This window comes from Vibrio sp. 2130-1 (genome assembly GCF_033339515.1).
The window spans coordinates 174094-191686 of record NZ_JAWOUT010000004.1; the positions used below are offsets into that span (position 1 = coordinate 174094).

Here is a 17593-nt window from a genome sequence, read left to right on the forward strand (position 1 = left end):
TCTAGTGGGTCTAAATCAAGAATCGACAACAAAGTATACAAACCAAGACAGCTCGCCCTTCGGGAGCGTGTCATTGACTCGGCTTCTGTGTCAAACAACTTGGAAAGAGCTGACTATTACGCTGCGTTGTTTTCCTTGACCCCGAATCAATGACAACGCTCTGAATCCTGCATCTTGAAGTCACTTGGGTATAAGAGTCATTTACAAGGAGGAGCGACATGTACCGTTATGTCAGTTCGCCAAAAGCGTCAAAGTACATAGTACCGCCGCCACTGCATCGTGAGTTGTCGTGTATGGATGTGCCGGAGTCAGAACTAGAGATGCGTGAAATTCTGAACAATTGGTTTGCCGATGGATTGGCGCCGATCATTCAAAATGAAGACAATTACATCTCTGCTAATGAGCAACAGCGCTTTAAGCAGCTCAGCCGCACGGTGGGTGTGCTACTGCGTAATAAAGATTACTACTTCGCCACTAAGCGGATTCTTTCGTTGTGGGATCAAGACTGCTTAGAAACGACTTACGTTAATTATCTGATTTTACGTAGTGAGCGCATACCATACTTCAAATAAGCCCTATTTATCGGCTTAAAATAGTGATTTACATGGTTTTCTTAGTAACTTTTGATACCAGTATTTAACATTTTTGTAAACATCGTTATATTTAAGGCTCATCGTTGTCAGGAGTTTATGGATGAACCTTACGATATCAGGGAAGTTGCAGCTCAGTTTTGTGCTGCTAGCCGTACTTTTTATGGCATCAGCGGTATTCACGTATCGCAACGTCACTACCGTAGAGCAATACGCCTCTTCGTTACTTAAATCCGATTTACCGACCGTCGACACCAGTCGCGGTATCCAACAGTCCGTTCAAGCGTCGCTGTCTTCTATTCGAGCCTACATGTTGCTAGGTGGCGATGAAGAGGCGAGCGCACGTCTGAGTGAGGACGTACGCAATATCATGGCTTCTACAGACGAGTCGCTTCCAACGTTGCAGGCTCTGATCTCTGAACAGGATTTTCAAGCGATTCAAAGCCAGTGGGACGCGGTAAAAGTCTCTTTGAACAAGCTGATTGAACTTAGCCACAGTGATGAGAACTTACCCGCGCACAACCTCTTTATTAACGAAGCGGCACCCATTGCAGAAGTGGCACTTGATCAGCTTCAAAGCTTAATCAATGAAGAGTCAGGAAACCCATTTGGTGGAGACAGAAAGCGTTTGTTTAAAGTTTACGCGGATAGCTATACCTCGCTCGCCAATGCGCTGTCTGCTCTGCGAGATTTCCTGTTGTACGGGCAGCAAGATCATCTGGACAAATACCACGACTTGATTAAGTACCACAATCAGTCTGTGGCGGAAATCGACAGTAAACTCGACAGACTGACTGATAACGACCAATCATTGTGGTCACTGTTTAAAGAAATGCAGCAACTGTACTTTCCTTTAGCAGAGCAGGTAATTGCATTGCGTCAGTCGCCAGATTGGAACGAATCAAACTTGCTGATGGCGAACGAACTGTTGCCAGCAGCGGATGCACTAGACCAAAGCTTAGAAACGATCGTATTGGCTCAGCAAAGTCGTGCTGATCAAAGTGGACAGGGTATTAATCAGTCGATCAAGAACGTACTCACCACTATGTTGATTGCTGCGGCATTGGTTTTGATTGCCGCAGTAGCGATTTCAAAATACATGGGCAATACCATTGGTCGCCGAGTGAAAAACTTATCGGAGCGAGCCAAGACGATCGCTTCAGGAGATGTTTCTCAGCCTCCGTTAACTGTTGTTGGGAAAGATGAATTGGCAGACCTTACCGATTCGATTAACCGCATGAACCAATCGTTAGCGAGCATCGTGGCAGGGGTGAGTGAGAAAGCGCACCAAGTGGATACCAGCATGGGGGCTTTATTGGAATCGGCGCAAGTCACTTCATCGAATGTTGAACAGCAACAGACCAGCATTGTTGAAATGGGAAGCCAACTGGATGAAATCGCTTTAGCCGCGCGTAACACTCTAGATCAAGCCAATCAATCGGTGCAGAAGCTTTCTGATTCAAAAGGTGAGATTGAACAAGGTCGTGATGCTTTAGAGCAAAACAAAGTCACCATGGAAAGCTTGCACGGCAGCATTGAAACCGCGAGTACACAAGTGACGCAGTTAAGCAAAGAGAGCGAAGCCATTGGTCGAGTGACGGAAGTAATTGAAGGTTTGGCAGAACAAACTAACTTACTGGCACTGAATGCCGCGATAGAAGCAGCGCGTGCGGGTGACCAAGGACGAGGCTTTGCGGTTGTGGCGGACGAAGTACGCATGTTAGCGACGCGCACTACTCAATCGACGACAGAAATCAACGGCATCATTAATGCGATTCAACGCTCGACCAATTCTGTGGTTGAGGAGATTGAACACAGTCAATCACTTGCGGAGCAGGGCGCTGAACACATTGAAAAAGCGGTAACTCGTTTGCTTGTCACGACCGAGCAAATTGGTTCTTTGAATGAACAAATGGCAGAACTTGCGGCAGCGGCAGAGCAGCAATCTCATGCGACCAACTCGATCACTGGATTGATGTCCGGTATTACTCAATCAGTGGATGAGGTTTCGAATAACAGCCAACGTGCATCAGAGACATCATTGCAAGTAAAAGAGCAAGTTACCGAGCTGAATCAACAGATGGCAACTTTTAAAACGGCGTAGATAAGGTTTACGTCTGTTCATCGACTTTTGAACGTTAACCAAGTAGTAAAAAAGCCCCAATTCTTTTTACACAAAAAGGGTTGGGGCTTTTTGTTGGATGATACGCCGATATACGTCTACTTGCTCATTGGATTTAGCTATTTAAATCATAGTTAAAACCAAATTTTCTTCACCGAGCCGGAGTCGTAATATGACTCCATCGGCAGCAAATACTGCAAAAGAATTTTTAAACTTTATACCAATCTCAGTAAGAGAATCGTTCGTTACTACGATTGGTATCATCCTTCTAGGAGCAAGATTATGAACAAACAAGTAAGCCTAATTGGTCTAGACAGCGAACAATCAGCACAACTAGCTCAACAGTTAAATCAACTGCTAGCGCATTACCAAGTGTTGTACATGAACTCTCGCGGTTACCACTGGAACATTAAAGGTGCGCAATTCTTCGAACTGCACGTAAAATTTGAAGAGATCTACACTGATCTACAAACAAAAATCGATGAGCTTGCAGAGCGTATTCTAACTTTGGGTCATACGCCAGCGCACGCATTCAGCAACTACTTGGAAGCAAGTGAAATTAAAGAACATCAAAACGCGACTTCTGGTGAGGAGTGTGTACAAGGTCTGGTTCAAGGCTTTAGCGTTCTACTTCTAAAACAGCGTGAGATTCTACAAAACGCGGGTGAAGCAGATGACGAAGGTACAGCGGCATTGATGGGTGACTACATCCGTGAGCAAGAAAAATTAATGTGGATGCTTAACGCTTACCTACAAGGCTAAGCAACGCATCACTCAAGCAATCCTTGGGAACGCATGAAACAATCGGGAATAAGTCATAAGGGGCACGTTGGTGCCCCTTTTTTTGTTTGCGTATTTTATATGTGTGCTTTATTTACGTGGTAAGGATTCGAAATGGCTCAATAAATCACTGAGTTCATTAAGCGCCAACGAGGCTGAATCATTGAAGGTTTCTTGATTACCGTGATGAACAAGGCAAGAGGGCATCTGAGCGTTATACGCTGCCTGCAAGTCGTAAAGGTAATCGCCGACATAAAGCACTTCATCCGGCATCAAACGCCACTCTTTCGCCAACACCTGCAAAGACAATGGATCTGGCTTGGGCGGGAAGCATTCACGAGTGATGACTCGCTCCACAGAGATTTGGTTGTGCTCTAGTTTGCGCTGCGTGGCGATTTGGCAGTTGCGTGTCACGATAGCGGTTTTGATTTCATTTTGATGCAAGTGGGCGAGCAATTCATGGCAGCCAATCATTGGAGCAGAATGCTCAGCATCAGAAATCTCGTAATCAAATATCACGTTATGAGCGTGCTCTCGATGATGAGGATGCTCAAGTGCGTCGACAAAATCCAATAGATCTTCACTCTGCGGACAACCTAGCTGTTGTCGCAATTCGCCGAAGTTCATATCAGAACTCACCAAGGTGTTGTCTAAGTCAAACACCACGGCTTTAATTTTATCGAGCTGTAAAGGGAATGGAATCATAATGACCTCGTACAACTTAACCGAACTATCGTTATAAAAAACAAAAGGTTATTGTTAAGTTTAGATTCTTCTGCTTGGATTGTACGAAAATAAATCACTAGTACGTCACAAATTAAATAGTCTTAACGATTTTAGTGTTTGATTACCTTTCCTCAAGACGAAAGATTTTGCCGCTGTCGGTAGAAAAGTAGATATAACCATCGGGGCTGATGGTTATATCTCTTACTCGCTCACCAAGATTCTCCATCAATCTTTTTGATTCGGTGAGCTTGCCATTCTCAATAGAAACCACGTTGATGTGCGCCAGTTTCAATGCACCGGCGAGGATTTTTCCGTCCAATTCAGGGTACTTATCGCCACGGTACAAAATCATATTACTGGGCGCGATAGAAGGGATGTATACCAGTTTTGGATCTTCCATTCCCGGTAACGACTTAGCTTCCCCGACGTCCAACGGACCCCAATACTCTTTACCATGAGAGACTTTTGCCCAGCCGTAGTTCGCGCCTTTCTTGATTAGATTAATTTCATCGCCACCCCGTGGTCCATGTTCAATAGACCACAGCTGTTTTGTTGCTTCGTCGTAAAACATACCTTGTGGGTTACGGTGCCCGTAACTCCATATCTCAGGACGAGCTTGGGAAGGTTTGAATGGGTTGTCTTGCGGAACCGAACCATCAAGGTTAAGGCGCAGAATACTGCCAGCATGGGTTTGAGTGTCTTGCCCATTATCACGTTCGCCACGGTCACCGATTGAGAAATAAACTTTGTCGCCAACAAATGAAAGTCGACTGCCGTAGTGACGCCCTGTGTCGGTGATGGCATCAGCAACAAAGAGATCGTTCCAACCCACAAGTTGATTGTTTTGCAATTGCGCCGTCGCTAACGCCACCGTATTGCCTTTACTCGTGCGCTTGCTGTAGGTAAAGAAGAGTTGCGGGTTTTGCGTATCGGCATTCGGTGCGCGCGCGACATCCAATAAGCCGGCTTGTCCACTGGTGTTCACATTGGGGACGTTAAACAGCTTTTGAGGTTTGCCTGTGGTGATATCCAGCAACGAAACCGTACCGTTCTTTTCATTGACAATAACGCGTTGGTTATCTAAAAACTCGATCCCCCAAGGGATCTGAAATCCATTCGCCACTTCGTTGGCGCGGTATTCGGCAGCGTTGGCAGAAAAGGATAAACAAGTGAGTAGGGCAGCAGCAATCGTTCTCATGGTTCCTTCCAATATGAATCGTGTTAATACTTAAAAGCTAACACTAAAAGACTATGTTTGGCAGAGATTCACTTGTATATGAATGTAAAAAATCCCCGATACGAGATCGGGGATTGAATTAAGGCTAGAGAATTGTTTAGTTAGCGAGATTACATCGCTTCTTCGAAGATCTTAGAAATTTCTTCGTGAGTTGCTTGTTTAGGGTTAGTGAAACCACAAGCGTCTTTCAGTGCGTTGTCTGCTAGTGTTGGGATGTCTTCTAGTTTCGCACCAAGCTCTTTGATACCTGCTGGGATACCCACATCTTTCGCTAGAGTAACGATAGCGTCGATTGCTGCCGCTGCACCTGCTTCAGCAGACATGCCTTCTACATTTACGCCCATTGCTTTTGCTACGTCACGTAGACGCTCAGGACATACTTGCGCGTTGTAACGCTGTACGTGAGGTAGAAGAATCGCGTTACAAACACCGTGTGGAAGGTCATAGAAACCACCTAGCTGGTGTGCCATTGCGTGTACGTAACCTAGAGACGCGTTGTTGAATGCCATACCCGCCATGAACTGCGCGTATGCCATTTGTTCACGAGCTTCTAGATCTTCACCGTTTTTCACTGCTGTGCGTAGATAAGCCTGGATAAGCTCAATCGCTTTAATTGCTACTGCATCAGTGATTGGTGTTGCTGCGATAGATACGTAAGCTTCAATCGCGTGAGTTAGGGCATCCATACCTGTTGCCGCAGTTAGCGAAGCAGGTTTAGCGAGCATTAGCTCTGGATCGTTTACCGAGATAAGCGGTGTTGTGTGCTTATCAACGATAGCCATCTTGATGTGACGCTCTTCGTCAGTGATGATGCAGAAACGCGTCATTTCAGATGCAGTACCTGCCGTCGTGTTGATTGCGATAAGTGGCATCATTGGTTTTGCAGACTGGTCTACGCCTTCGTAATCTGCGATTTTGCCGCCGTTAGAAGCAACAAGCGCGATACCTTTCGCACAGTCGTGTGGTGAACCGCCGCCTAGAGAGATAACGAAGTCACATTCGTTATCAGTAAGAAGTGCTAAGCCGTCGTTAACGTTGCTGATAGTTGGATTTGGTTGAGTGCCATCAAACACAACGGTTGCTACATCGCGCTCAGTGAGAAGGTCTTGAACTTGTTTGACTACACCGATTTGGTTAAGGATCTTATCCGTAACGATCAAACCTTTTTTAAAGCCTTGAGATTGGATGCTGTCTGCTGCGTCTTTCAAACAACCAGCGCCCATTAGGTTTACCGTAGGGATAAAAAATGCACTTGTCATATTGGATAGCTCCGTCGTTATTTTTAATAATCTTTCTTAATTTGCCATTTACTGTCGCACATTCGTTTCCAGATTGAAGTTGATCTAAAGCAAGTTTACCCACTTAGAGGTACTTGCAAGAGAAAAACTGTGACAGTGATCTTGTTGCACTGCGTATAAGTGCAACACTGATATAAAGTAGAACAAATATGAAACTATGGACGCAAACGATTGGCAGAAATTGACTTCTGACGCGGATATATCTCTAAATTCGACTAAAGTATAAAAAATCCCCATTAATAACTTAATTATCAATGGGGATAGGGAAGTGTTTTATAAGCTAACTACTAATAATTAAGCTATTTTAATCAGTTTTGATACTAACTTTTCGATACCTGAAGCCGCTTGAGAGATATTCTCTGCCAACATGTAAGCAGGGGTTGAAAGTACGAGGTGTTTTTCATCAAAAACGATGTCTTCGACAGGGCACGTGGTGTGTTCACCGCCCATTTGATTAAATGCTATTGAGACTGCCTCATCGTTGCCTACCGTTCCTTTCACGCCTTGCTCATAAATCATCGGAATAATGACAGGAGAAATACACAGATAGCCAGCTGGTTTTTTCGCATTAGCAAACGCGCGACAAGCTTGAGCTACGTGTGTGTTAATGGAGCACTCCGCACCCGAAACAGCGAAGTCGGTTAAGTTTTTCGCGGCACCAAACCCACCTGGAAGCAGTAGGGCATCGTATTCATCGACGTTAAGTTTGGCGACATCGTCAATATTTCCGCGTGCAATACGAGCTGATTCGATCAATACGTTACGTGTTTCATCCATTTCGTCACCAGTTAGGTGATTGATGACGTGGAGTTGGTCAATGTTAGGTGCAAAGCAGTGCCAAGTTGCACCTGCCTTCTCGATGGCGTAGAGCGCCAACACTGCTTCGTGGATCTCAGAACCGTCGTAAACGCCTGAACCACTTAAAATGACTGCGACTTTTTTCATGTTTGGATTCCTTTACTCTGAACGTTCCTTAGATTGCTCTTCGCTATCTAGACCATGCGTTTCCGAATGTGTTTTAACGTTTTCACTCTCGTTGTCATCTTCATCATAGTAGCGCACAACAAAGGGTGTAAGCATAACACTAGAGGGCAGAAAATGTTTCATATCGACTCCAACGGCTTAATAGAATGATTTTTATACTGATTTTTATAAAACAGTACGTTGAACCTGATCATTTTTGAGTTAAGCTGACGTTTCCTTTGGCATTCGTGAGTGGTAGGTCACATGAAATCAGTGCAATTTCGTTTCACACTTTATGGTTGTATCGCGATTCTCTCTTGGAGTTGTCTGCTTGGCATCGCGAGGTTGGTTACGGAGAGTTTAGGTCCTGTAGGCGGGGCAGCCATGTTGTACTCTCTTAGCTCTGTTTTCCTTCTTATCGTGGTCGGTATTCCAAAGTTGTCTTACTTTTCTCCCAAGTATCTTGCGCTTGGTGGTGCGATGTTCGTCTGTTATGAAATATTTCTCGCTCTATCTTTGGGATATTCCAACTCGCGCGCGCAGGCAATTGAGGTGTCGATTGTCAATTACCTTTGGCCCGCACTGACGGTTTTATTTGCGGTCCTTGGCAGCAATAAAAAAACAAACTGGTTGCTTTATCCCGCAGTTACGCTGGCGTTTGTTGGGGTTGCTTGGACTGTGAGCGGTGAGAATGGCTTATCCATAACTCAGATCATGTCCAATGTTAGTAGTAACCCTCTGGTGTATTTTATGGCTTTCGCTGGCGCGGTTATATGGGCTTTTTATTGCAACTTAACCCAAAGGCAGCAATCTAAACATAATGCGATTACCCTGTTTTTTATTGCAACAGCTGTTTCGCTTTGGGTCAAATACGCGTTTACGGATGAGCCACCAATGACATTCAGTTGGGAAGCGATGGGGTACTTAGTGGCCTCTGCGGCTTTAATGGCTGGTGGTTATGGTTTATGGAATATCGCGATCGTTGGCGGCAATATGGTTTTTCTCGCCACCTTGTCTTACTTCACACCCATTTTTTCCGCTTTATTTTCTTCCATTATTCTTGGCGTAACTCTGAGCCATAGCTTTTGGCAGGGCGTTGTGATGGTAACGGTGGGCTCGCTGATGTGTTGGTTAGTCACCAAAGAGAAGCGCGAAGCGGCTGGGTAAGTTACCAACGAGATCAGAGAATTTAAGTGAGCAACGAACAGATCTCCCTTGCGAGCTGTATTCGAATACGAAGAAACTAAATCGAAAAAATTAAAAAAGCTCCCGAGATTGGGAGCTTTTTATTGAGTTTTAACGGCTCTTTGGTGGCACTCTAATAAGCGACGTTCAAGTGTAGTTGAAGCTTGAATCTGTGCTTCGACAGTCGCTTGATAAGCTGCTTACGAGTGTGCTCTAGTGTATCAAGCTCCAATGTGTCGTCATCAATATGTACGTCCACATTTACTCGTAGCTCTTGGCCCACCTTCGTTACGCCAGCCAGTTTCAATTGATGCTCAGTTACTTTTTCAATCTCAAGAACATCTTTGCCAACGCTCTGACACAGCTCTTTGCTTGGTGCCATCATTAGTAGTTCACGTAAGGCACCTACTAGCATATCGAACGGTACTTTGAGGAAGTAAAAGCCCATTAAAACCATCATCATGGGGTCGGCATATACCGCATACTCAGAGAATGGCGTTAGTGAAACAGCCCAAGCCGAGATAAATCCTACGGTCACCGCCACACTCAACAAAGTATCCATTTGCCACTGTTTTTTCTCCGCTTCAATCAAGCCTGATGAGAAGCGGCGGCTGCGTTTCGCCATAAACCACCAAGCGTAACCACAACCGATAACATTCACGATGCCGAATAAGGTCGCAATAGAAGCATCGACCTCGCGACCTCCAGACATCAATGCTGATATCGCAGAGTAGAGAGAGAAGCTTACAACCACTAAAATGACGGCTGCTTTTATCGCAATAACGATTGGTTCTAAGACCGCTTTTCCAAACGGGAATACAGATTTTGAAGGCTTGTTAATATAGTAAGAAGCGGCCAGTGACAATAAAGTTAACAGTAAGCTGACCAAAGAGTAAACACCGTCAAACACGATGACAATTGATCCTACAAGCAAGCCAAGTACCATACCACCAGCAGCGAACCCAGATGCCAAAAGGGCTGAAATGGTTAGAATACGGTTTTCGTTTTTGCTTGTCCTGTCACACATAAAAGATGCCTTTGAATTTTAATACCTTACTATTCTTCGCTCATAAGGTAATTTAGGCAACCACAAAGTGACCAGTAACTAATCTAAAAAATTGCGTTTTTATTTATATTCCTATAAAACAATGGCTTACTGTTATTTTTTGGTGTCAGTAAAATTGACGCTCACTGATAAAATGTTTAGAAGTCAAATAAATACTCGCTCAATTTATCTGCTAACCACGTCATTGCAGGATGCTCAGCATGGCCGTTAGGTGAAAACATACAGTAGTCTTCTTGCGTCAATCCGTATGTGTGTTTGATAACGGCGAGCTTCTGCTGACGAAGGTAATGGCGGATTAATGGTTCTGGAAGCACGCCCCAAGCGTCTTCTTCTAAGATGGTGTTCAGCATGTAGTCAAAACTCGAAAAACCAATATATCGAGTCGAGAAAGGTTGCAGTTCAGGGTTGTCTTTCTCATTTAGGTACACCATTAGTGCTTGCATTTGACTACGTAGATCTTCGTCTGAGACACGGCGCATCTTACTTAGGCGGTGTTCTACACTGCATACTGACATCATACGTATCTTGCCTAACGGGTTGTATACGATACGAGGATCGTCTACTCGCTCATAATCAACGCCGAAAGCAAAATCTACTTGGTGGGTACTGACCAAGTTGGCTAAGTCGCCACTGGATGCCAAGATTAAGTTGAAGGTTGTTGAAGGAAAGCGGTTATTCAATGTATGAGATAATTCTTGCCAGAGATCATCAGGTAAGGAGTCGTCACGTGCTACCCAAACTTCCGCGTTAAACCCTTCCGAGATTTGAGCGCAGGTCTTTCTGACCCGTTGTGCGATGATAAGTAGGTGTTCGCAATCTTTGTAAATGGCTTTCCCAGCTTCAGAGAGGGTGAGCTGGTTGCCAGTTCGGTTAAACAATTCAACGTCGAGATCTTTCTCTAATGCCTTAATCGACATACTGAGTTTGGTGCGATTGCAGTCGAGTTGCCTTGCCGCTTCAGAAACAGAACCACACTCAGCGATGGTGCAGAAGGCTTCTACTTGAGTTAAGTTCATGATTTGACACAACCAATAAATGAATTCAAATAATTTGGGTATTATGCAGATGCGCTCCCAAAGCCATGAAAGATTATCGAAAAAAACGCGAATCCGCCAGATAAGTCTATGGTCTTTTAACGGTTTTGCGGTAATCTATGTGGGTTACAAAAAGTGAACATGGAGGCCACGATGGCACAAGATTGGGACGGCTTAGCAAAAAACTGGGAATCAAATCCAGCAACAGAGCAATTTGCGCAGTCGGTGTTTGAGCAGTTACAACAGCTAACTCAGCTTGATGGCATTAAAGTACTAGATTTTGGATGCGGAACAGGGCAGTTAAGTCAACGATTGTCACCGATGGTTAAAGACATCGTAGCATTAGACGCATCGGAAGCCATGATTGAGGAACTCGATAAAAAAGAGCTCGTCAACGTAGAACCTGTGGTAGATGCATTATCTCGCGGCTTGGTCGCTCAGCACCCTGCGTTTCGTGGACAGTTCGACTTGGTGGTTGCATCATCAGTTTTAGCGTTTGTGGAAGACTTAGACGCGTCATTAACGATCTCGCATTCTCTACTTAACCACGGCGGCTATTTTGTTCATTTTGATTGGATTGCAGAATGTGAACAAGACGGTTTTACCCTTGCGAAGTCTGAGCGTGCACTGAAAGAAGCAGGCTTTACTGAAGTTGAATCGCAACACGTTTTTGACATTACATCTGATGGTAAAACAATGTCGGTATTAATGGGGCTTGGTCGTCGCTAATACTGCTGAATAAAGAACACAAAATGACAAAAGCGAGCTAACAAGCTCGCTTTTTTCTTATCTGCTGAGGGTATATGTAACTTCACTTGCTCTAAACAAGTCGTCGTGGTGCAGGCAAGGACATACTCGAACAACTAAGTCTTCGGAGGTTATTTTGAGACGACTATCCTGCGTATCTCCTCCAGCACTTCAGGGTTGGCTATTGCGCCTAAATTTTCGACGTTTCGGTTGTTAACGACTTGCTTAACGGCTAACTCGACCAGCTTTCCTGAGCGTGTCTTAGGTATATCGCTTATTGCGTAAATCGCACTAGGTACATGCCTTGGAGAACATGCAGACTTTAGCTGTGCTTTGATGGAAGCGATCATCTCGTCATTGAGCTCTACCCCTTTGACTAATTGGACAAACAGCCATATTTGTTCGTTGCGATCGACTTCTTTTCCTACTGCGATGGAATCTAGAATACCGTCTATACTGTTCACTTGCTGATAGATTTCGGCCGTGCCGATTCTTACGCCACCGGGATTCAACGTGGTATCACTTCGACCATAAAACACGTATCCACCAACGCTGGTTTGTTCAACATCGTCGCCGTGGTGCCAAATATTGTCGAACTTATCCCAATAAGCACGATGATATCTCTCCCCGGTGTCGTTCCAAAAGCCAGCGGGGAAGTTGGGCAATGAATTGGCACAAACCAACTCACCGCGCTCTCCGATTACGCTATTACCCTGCGGGTTAAAGACTCTGACATCGACCCCTAATCCCGCTGATTGGCACTCTCCTCGATAAACGGGAGAAATAGGGTTGCCTAACACAAAGCAGCCACAAATGTCTGTCCCGCCTGAGATCGATGCGAGGTGGACATCTTCTTTAATGTGCTGATAGACATAATCAAACTGTTCTGGATACAGAACTGAGCCCGTTGAGCAAATGGTTTTCAGACTTGGAAATGCATCACTTTTCGGCGGAGAAAAAGAAACTTTTTCCAATGCCTCTAGGTATTTCGCCGAAGTTCCAAACAGCGTCACTTCGGCTTGTTCAGCGAGGTCCCAAAGCACGTTATGAGTGGGATAAACAGGGCTACCATCAAAAATTACTAAACATGCGCCGCTCGCGAGTGAAGAAACGTGCCAGTTCCACATCATCCAGCCACAGGTCGTGTAATAAAACACTCTGTCGTTCGGTTGGATGTCGCAATGCAGTTGATGCTCTTTCAAATGGTTAAGCACTGTTCCGCCGACGGAATGAACGATGCATTTCGGTTTGCCTGTCGTGCCTGAAGAATAGAGCACGAATAGCGGATCGTTAAAATTAACACGAGTAAAAGTCAGCGCTTCGGGTGTGTATTGATTCAGGACGTTTTGCCAATCTTGAGTGCAGACGTCGCATTCAAAAATGTGTGGTTTCAGGTAGCTAATTTGGCAAACCTGTTTAAGACCATCAAGATGATCCGCAATATGCTGGTTTTTCTCAGACATATCGAAAGTTTTGCCATTGAATGTATAGCCATCACAAGTAAACAGGATTTTAGGTTTCACTTGACCAAAGCGCTCCAAAACGCTTTCAACGCCAAAATCAGGTGAGGTAGAAGTCCAGGTTGCCCCTAAACTGGTGGTTGCTAACATGGCTATCACCGTTTGAGGTAGGTGAGGTAAATAACCAGCGACGACATCACCTTGCTTAATTCCACATTCTTTCAACCATTGCTGCACACTCGAAACTTCTTCGCACAATTGTTTCCAGGTGTAGGTCTGTTTTTCTTCACGTTCATTTTCAAACCAAATCGCGAGATCATCGGGTTGGTGACACGCGTAGGTTAGCAAATTTTCGGCGTAGTTAATTTGCGCGTTTGGGAACCATTTTATATCCCTATTTTCAACAGGTTGCTGCCAGCGACTTTCTGCTCGCTCTTTTATGGTCTCTCCCTGAGTGCCAATGACGTCGCAGAATAGCCAAACTTCTTGCCAAAATTTTTCTACATGATCGAGTGACCATTGATGCAGATCAGCGAAGCTTTCAAGGGTATTTCCTTGTCGATTAATGTGTTCAATAAACTGTGTAATGTTGGCTTCTTCGATACGACTTTCGCTCGGTTGCCATACTTTGCTGCTCTCGCGCATAGGTCCCTCTATAACAAAGTGATAACAGGTTTTAGTTTGAGAGGAATACACGATAAAGTCAAACAAGCCAGAGATTATATCGTGTCATAAAAATCATGCAGTTACGATGCATTGTAAACAATATGTTACATCGGGATGGTGCTGAGAAAATCGCGCAGGGATTGGAAGCTCTTAAGACTGAAGATAGGCTTAATGTAAAGGATTTGTTAATGGAGATGTGCCATGACTCAGTATCGTTCTAAACCCGTAAACCAGGAAGGCAGGGTTGAATGGAGCCGTGAAGAAGACGCCATTTGGCGAGATTTGGTAACACGACAAATGGGTGTGATCCAAAACAGAGCTTGTAAGGCTTATTTACACGGTTTAACGCTGCTTGATTTACCTCAAGACCGCGTTCCTCAATTGCCAGAAATTAATCGTGTCCTGATGGAGACAACAGGTTGGCAAGTGGAGCCCGTTCCTGCGCTTATTGACTTCGACCGATTTTTTAATCTACTCGGTAATAAGCGCTTTCCCGTCGCCACATTCTTGCGTACCAGAGAAGAGTTCGATTACTTGCAAGAGCCGGATTTCTTCCATGAAATATTTGGTCATTGTGCGATGTTAACCAACCCAGATTTTGCTGCATTTACCGAACATTATGGTCAACTAGGGCAAGCCGCTACCCCAAAACAAAGAGCCTATCTCGCTCGCCTCTACTGGTTTACCGTAGAGTTTGGCTTGGTGAAAGAAGGGGACAAAACCAAAATTTACGGTGGTGGTATTCTCTCATCTCCTGGCGAAACCCTCTACGCATTAGAGAGTGATGTAGCAATTCGCGACCCATTTGAATTACAAACTGTGCTGAGAACGCCTTATCGTATCGACATCATGCAACCGAAGTACTACGTGATTGATGACTTTTCTCAGCTCTTTAAAATCAGTCAGTTAAATTTATTGAAACAAGCCGATCTAGCGATTGAAGCTGGACTGCTTCCTCCACTTTTTGAACCAAAGGAACCTGCTCATGTTGAATGAACAAAAATGCGAAGCTTGTAGTATCGATGCCATTGCACTAAGCAAAGAAGAGCAACAGTCTCTGCTTCTGCAATTGTCTGATTGGCAGATCATTGAAAGAGAAGATATACCTCAACTAGAAAAGGTGTATAAATTTAAGAACTTCAAACAAGCATGGGCTTTCAGTAACAAAATCGCGGAACTGGCAGAAGATGAGTTCCACCATCCTTCTATTTTGTTGGAATGGGGTAAGGTTACCGTAACGTGGTGGAGTCACTCTATCAAAGGTCTGCATAAAAACGATTTTATCTGCGCATCAAAGTGTGACGCGCTAGCATCGGCAGAGTAGGACATTACCTCATACAAAAAAACGCCCGGCTTACGTCGGGCGTTTTGGTTCTAAATGACTTTTACATTACTTTATAGATTGATTCGGAAGACGGATGTCGTGCCCGATACCTCATTGCCAACGGCGATAAAATGACCACCATTACGGGTAAAGTAATTAATGGATTCTGGGCCTAAATCGCCTGCTTTTGGATTGTATGTGTCGTTCATGCATTCGCCATCTTCGACTTTTGTACATACTGGCTGATTGTAATCACGGCGGTTGACGTAATGCATAAACTGCGCTTGTTTCGGGTCTGTGATGTCATAAATCATGATACCGCCTTGACGCTCCAAGCCGATAAACGCGTAATGACGACCGTTAATTTGTGCTACTTCAATCGCCTCTGGCTCAATACCTTTATCATCACTTCGGTCATCGCCACTATTATTGTTATCGTTGGTGCTGTTGAAGTTCTTACCTTCATTCAGCAGCGCGATAGTCGCGAAATCGTCACCACTATCGAAGACCAATTTGCCGTTTTTATCCCAAATCGAGAATGAACGCGCGCCAAATGATTGAACATTCTCTTGTGCAGAAAGCGTTTGTTCCGGCTTAATCACTTTTAAACGCGCGAGTTGTTTGTTGTCTTTTAGTGCCTCTGCCAATGGGTGTTCTGCTGCTACTTTCAGCTTCTTACCGCGCACTTCATCAATATGGCTTAAACAGCTCCCTTGCTCAGATGTGTATTCATCTGTACCAAGGTAATCGTCTTCATCCCACATAAAGCCAGCTTTGTCGCACAGTTCTTGAGTGGTTTTGAATCCGTACTCACGCCCGTCGCCTTCATTTGCAGATACGATGTAAGTACTCCCATTCACTGAGTAGCTGTCGATAGTGTCAGGCATAAATAAGCCAACCAGTTGTGGGTAGCTTTTCAAGTTCCCAATGATTTTGTCTTTGTTGGATGCATCGAGTTTAGCGCCCGACCAAGACTTCTCACCTAAGCCAACAATTTTTTCTACCGATTTGCTCTCTGGATTGACGATTGCCATGGCGTTATTTTCTTGTAGCGCGACATAGATTTTACCGTTATCTGCAAAAGTGAGGTATTCCGGCTCTAGATCTTGTGCGATGGTGGCGTTTGGCCCCGAAATACGCACATTCATTGGGAGCTCTGCTTTTCGTGAACCATCAAATTCGTTAAAGCCAATTTGTGTCACTTCTGCTTGAGTAACACCAAGGCTCAGATCGATCAAAGTGATACTACCTTCAGGGTCAATGCTGTAATCGCTGTTTGGTTCTCCTTCATTAGCGGTTGCGATGTATCGGCCATCTTTTGAGAAGCCAACCATGTCTGGCAATGCGCCTGTTGGGAACGTCGTGACTAATGACAAATCGTCGGAGCGGTACAAGCCAACAATACCATTCGCTTGTTTATTACTGTTTTCAATCGCAACTGCTACCAAACCATTGAATACAGCGACACTGTTTGCTGCGCCAATTTCAATGCCCGCTGCTTCGCCAGCGCTGTTGAGATCAATGAATGCGCTTTGCGTTGGTACGCCGTTGTCATCCATAGAAAGTACATCGACACGTTTTGCTTCAGCATTAACCACATAGAGCTTATCCGTACAGGCGTCATAACTGACGATTTCAGCTGCCGATGTGTCGAATGGAGCATCAGCAACGGATGTTCCGATAAACGTTAAACCTTGAATTGACGTTTCCCCAGTAACGGGTGCAGTGGTAGGTTTGCATTGTGTAGCGAATGAAGCCACGGTATCTTCGGGTTGTGATGAACACGCGATGGCAAGTGATGACAATGCGAGTACACCGATTGCCTTTAAAGGGGTGATCATGATATCTCCTTATCAATCCGATAGGTTGTCAATCAGCATGGGTTTTATGCTGCTGTCCATTTCCGCAATTGGAATGATAGAGCGCTGAATGACGTTTGATTTGGTAAGGCTCTGAATATATGTATGATTGATGACTCTTATATTGGCTTTTTATGAAACTAATGTGTCATCAATATGATGAAGTAGGGATAGAGGAATAATGGAATTAAAATCGTTTTTAGATTTATTGGCAGCGTCACCAGAGCAGGTCGAATTTGAAGCAACGATGGCGGTGATCGAAGATAACTATACGTTTGAGCCAACCGCTTTTGTAAATGGTGAGACACAAAACAATGCAGGCGAGAACAACGGTTCGTGTAAGATCTTCGCTTTCGGTTTGCTAAACAACCTAGACAAAGAAGCGACGCTAGCCTGCTTTGGCCGTTTTTATCGTGAAGATGTATTGCAGCATCCAGAGAACAGCGATCACCAGAATATTCGTAATTTTATGGTGACAGGGTGGGAAGGCATTAAGTTTGAAGCGTCCGCTTTAACCGCTAAATAAACACCAGTCA

General features: G+C 44.6%; 17 protein-coding genes. 8 read left to right on the forward strand and 9 right to left on the reverse strand.

Annotated elements, in window-relative coordinates; all coding sequences use genetic code 11:
* The first annotated feature begins 218 nt into the window (after positions 1-218).
* The 3 genes from R7Q09_RS07505 (at position 219) to R7Q09_RS07515 (ending at position 3474) form a co-directional block, all read left to right on the forward strand.
* Positions 219-572 carry a hypothetical protein gene (locus R7Q09_RS07505; RefSeq protein WP_005388258.1) on the forward strand — a complete coding sequence of 118 codons (354 nt, stop codon included), beginning with the start codon at positions 219-221 and terminating at the stop codon, positions 570-572.
* A 121-nt stretch (positions 573-693) separates the two neighbouring features.
* Positions 694-2694: a methyl-accepting chemotaxis protein gene (locus R7Q09_RS07510; RefSeq protein WP_318070691.1), complete on the forward strand. Its 2001-nt coding sequence runs from the start codon at positions 694-696 to the stop codon at positions 2692-2694.
* Positions 2695-2994: 300 nt separating this feature from the next.
* A complete protein-coding gene (locus R7Q09_RS07515) occupies positions 2995-3474 on the forward strand; it encodes a Dps family protein (RefSeq protein WP_005388254.1) in 480 nt (159 codons plus the stop codon).
* A 108-nt stretch (positions 3475-3582) separates the two neighbouring features.
* Here R7Q09_RS07515 and R7Q09_RS07520 read toward each other — a convergent pair whose 3' ends face one another.
* The 5 genes from R7Q09_RS07520 to R7Q09_RS07540 all read right to left on the reverse strand — a co-directional run bounded on the left by R7Q09_RS07520 (position 3583) and on the right by R7Q09_RS07540 (position 7860).
* Positions 3583-4197, reverse strand: coding sequence for an HAD family hydrolase (locus tag R7Q09_RS07520; RefSeq protein WP_154203941.1), 615 nt, complete (start codon positions 4195-4197; stop codon positions 3583-3585).
* Positions 4198-4339: 142 nt separating this feature from the next.
* The gene (locus R7Q09_RS07525; protein ID WP_154203940.1) at positions 4340-5416 is read right to left on the reverse strand and encodes a PQQ-dependent sugar dehydrogenase; all 1077 of its coding nucleotides are present in this window, start codon (positions 5414-5416) and stop codon (positions 4340-4342) included.
* Positions 5417-5565: 149 nt separating this feature from the next.
* Entirely contained in the window at positions 5566-6714 is a 1149-nt protein-coding gene (yiaY, locus tag R7Q09_RS07530; protein ID WP_005442614.1) for an L-threonine dehydrogenase, read from the reverse strand.
* A gap of 333 nt (positions 6715-7047) precedes the next feature.
* The gene (gene elbB, locus R7Q09_RS07535; RefSeq protein WP_017634378.1) at positions 7048-7698 is read right to left on the reverse strand and encodes an isoprenoid biosynthesis glyoxalase ElbB; all 651 of its coding nucleotides are present in this window, start codon (positions 7696-7698) and stop codon (positions 7048-7050) included.
* A gap of 12 nt (positions 7699-7710) precedes the next feature.
* Positions 7711-7860 (reverse strand): hypothetical protein, encoded by a 150-nt coding sequence (locus tag R7Q09_RS07540; RefSeq protein ID WP_017634379.1) that lies wholly within the window; start codon positions 7858-7860, stop codon positions 7711-7713.
* A gap of 120 nt (positions 7861-7980) precedes the next feature.
* Here R7Q09_RS07540 and yddG point away from each other — a divergent pair, with 120 nt between their 5' ends.
* Positions 7981-8883 carry an aromatic amino acid DMT transporter YddG gene (gene yddG, locus R7Q09_RS07545; protein WP_005389394.1) on the forward strand — a complete coding sequence of 301 codons (903 nt, stop codon included), beginning with the start codon at positions 7981-7983 and terminating at the stop codon, positions 8881-8883.
* A gap of 151 nt (positions 8884-9034) precedes the next feature.
* Here yddG and R7Q09_RS07550 read toward each other — a convergent pair whose 3' ends face one another.
* Together R7Q09_RS07550 and R7Q09_RS07555 are read right to left on the reverse strand one after the other, a co-directional pair.
* On the reverse strand, positions 9035-9928 hold the full coding sequence (locus R7Q09_RS07550) for a cation diffusion facilitator family transporter (RefSeq protein WP_053303754.1): 894 nt from the start codon (positions 9926-9928) through the stop codon (positions 9035-9037).
* 176 nt (positions 9929-10104) lie between these two features.
* The gene (locus R7Q09_RS07555; RefSeq protein ID WP_053307827.1) at positions 10105-10983 is read right to left on the reverse strand and encodes a LysR family transcriptional regulator; all 879 of its coding nucleotides are present in this window, start codon (positions 10981-10983) and stop codon (positions 10105-10107) included.
* A gap of 171 nt (positions 10984-11154) precedes the next feature.
* Between R7Q09_RS07555 and R7Q09_RS07560 the strand changes: the two genes are divergently transcribed.
* Positions 11155-11730 carry a class I SAM-dependent DNA methyltransferase gene (locus tag R7Q09_RS07560; protein WP_017821100.1) on the forward strand — a complete coding sequence of 192 codons (576 nt, stop codon included), beginning with the start codon at positions 11155-11157 and terminating at the stop codon, positions 11728-11730.
* Positions 11731-11879: 149 nt separating this feature from the next.
* On the opposite strand, the gene R7Q09_RS07565 is transcribed toward R7Q09_RS07560, so the two are convergent.
* Positions 11880-13853 carry an acetoacetate--CoA ligase gene (locus R7Q09_RS07565; RefSeq protein WP_171342532.1) on the reverse strand — a complete coding sequence of 658 codons (1974 nt, stop codon included), beginning with the start codon at positions 13851-13853 and terminating at the stop codon, positions 11880-11882.
* 222 nt (positions 13854-14075) lie between these two features.
* On the opposite strand from R7Q09_RS07565, the gene phhA reads away from it, so the two are divergent.
* Both phhA and R7Q09_RS07575 read left to right on the forward strand, forming a co-directional pair.
* On the forward strand, positions 14076-14870 hold the full coding sequence (gene phhA, locus R7Q09_RS07570) for a phenylalanine 4-monooxygenase (RefSeq protein WP_005391119.1): 795 nt from the start codon (positions 14076-14078) through the stop codon (positions 14868-14870).
* Complete coding sequence (locus R7Q09_RS07575) at positions 14860-15198, forward strand: 4a-hydroxytetrahydrobiopterin dehydratase (RefSeq protein ID WP_005375563.1); 339 nt, start codon at positions 14860-14862, stop codon at positions 15196-15198. The genes phhA and R7Q09_RS07575 overlap by 11 nt, the downstream gene beginning before the upstream one ends.
* Positions 15199-15269: 71 nt before the next feature.
* Here R7Q09_RS07575 and R7Q09_RS07580 read toward each other — a convergent pair whose 3' ends face one another.
* On the reverse strand, positions 15270-17039 hold the full coding sequence (locus R7Q09_RS07580; RefSeq protein WP_318070690.1) for a choice-of-anchor I family protein: 1770 nt from the start codon (positions 17037-17039) through the stop codon (positions 15270-15272).
* Positions 17040-17238: 199 nt separating this feature from the next.
* On the opposite strand from R7Q09_RS07580, the gene R7Q09_RS07585 reads away from it, so the two are divergent.
* On the forward strand, positions 17239-17583 hold the full coding sequence (locus R7Q09_RS07585) for a HopJ type III effector protein (protein ID WP_005375560.1): 345 nt from the start codon (positions 17239-17241) through the stop codon (positions 17581-17583).
* The last annotated feature ends 10 nt before the right edge of the window (positions 17584-17593 follow it).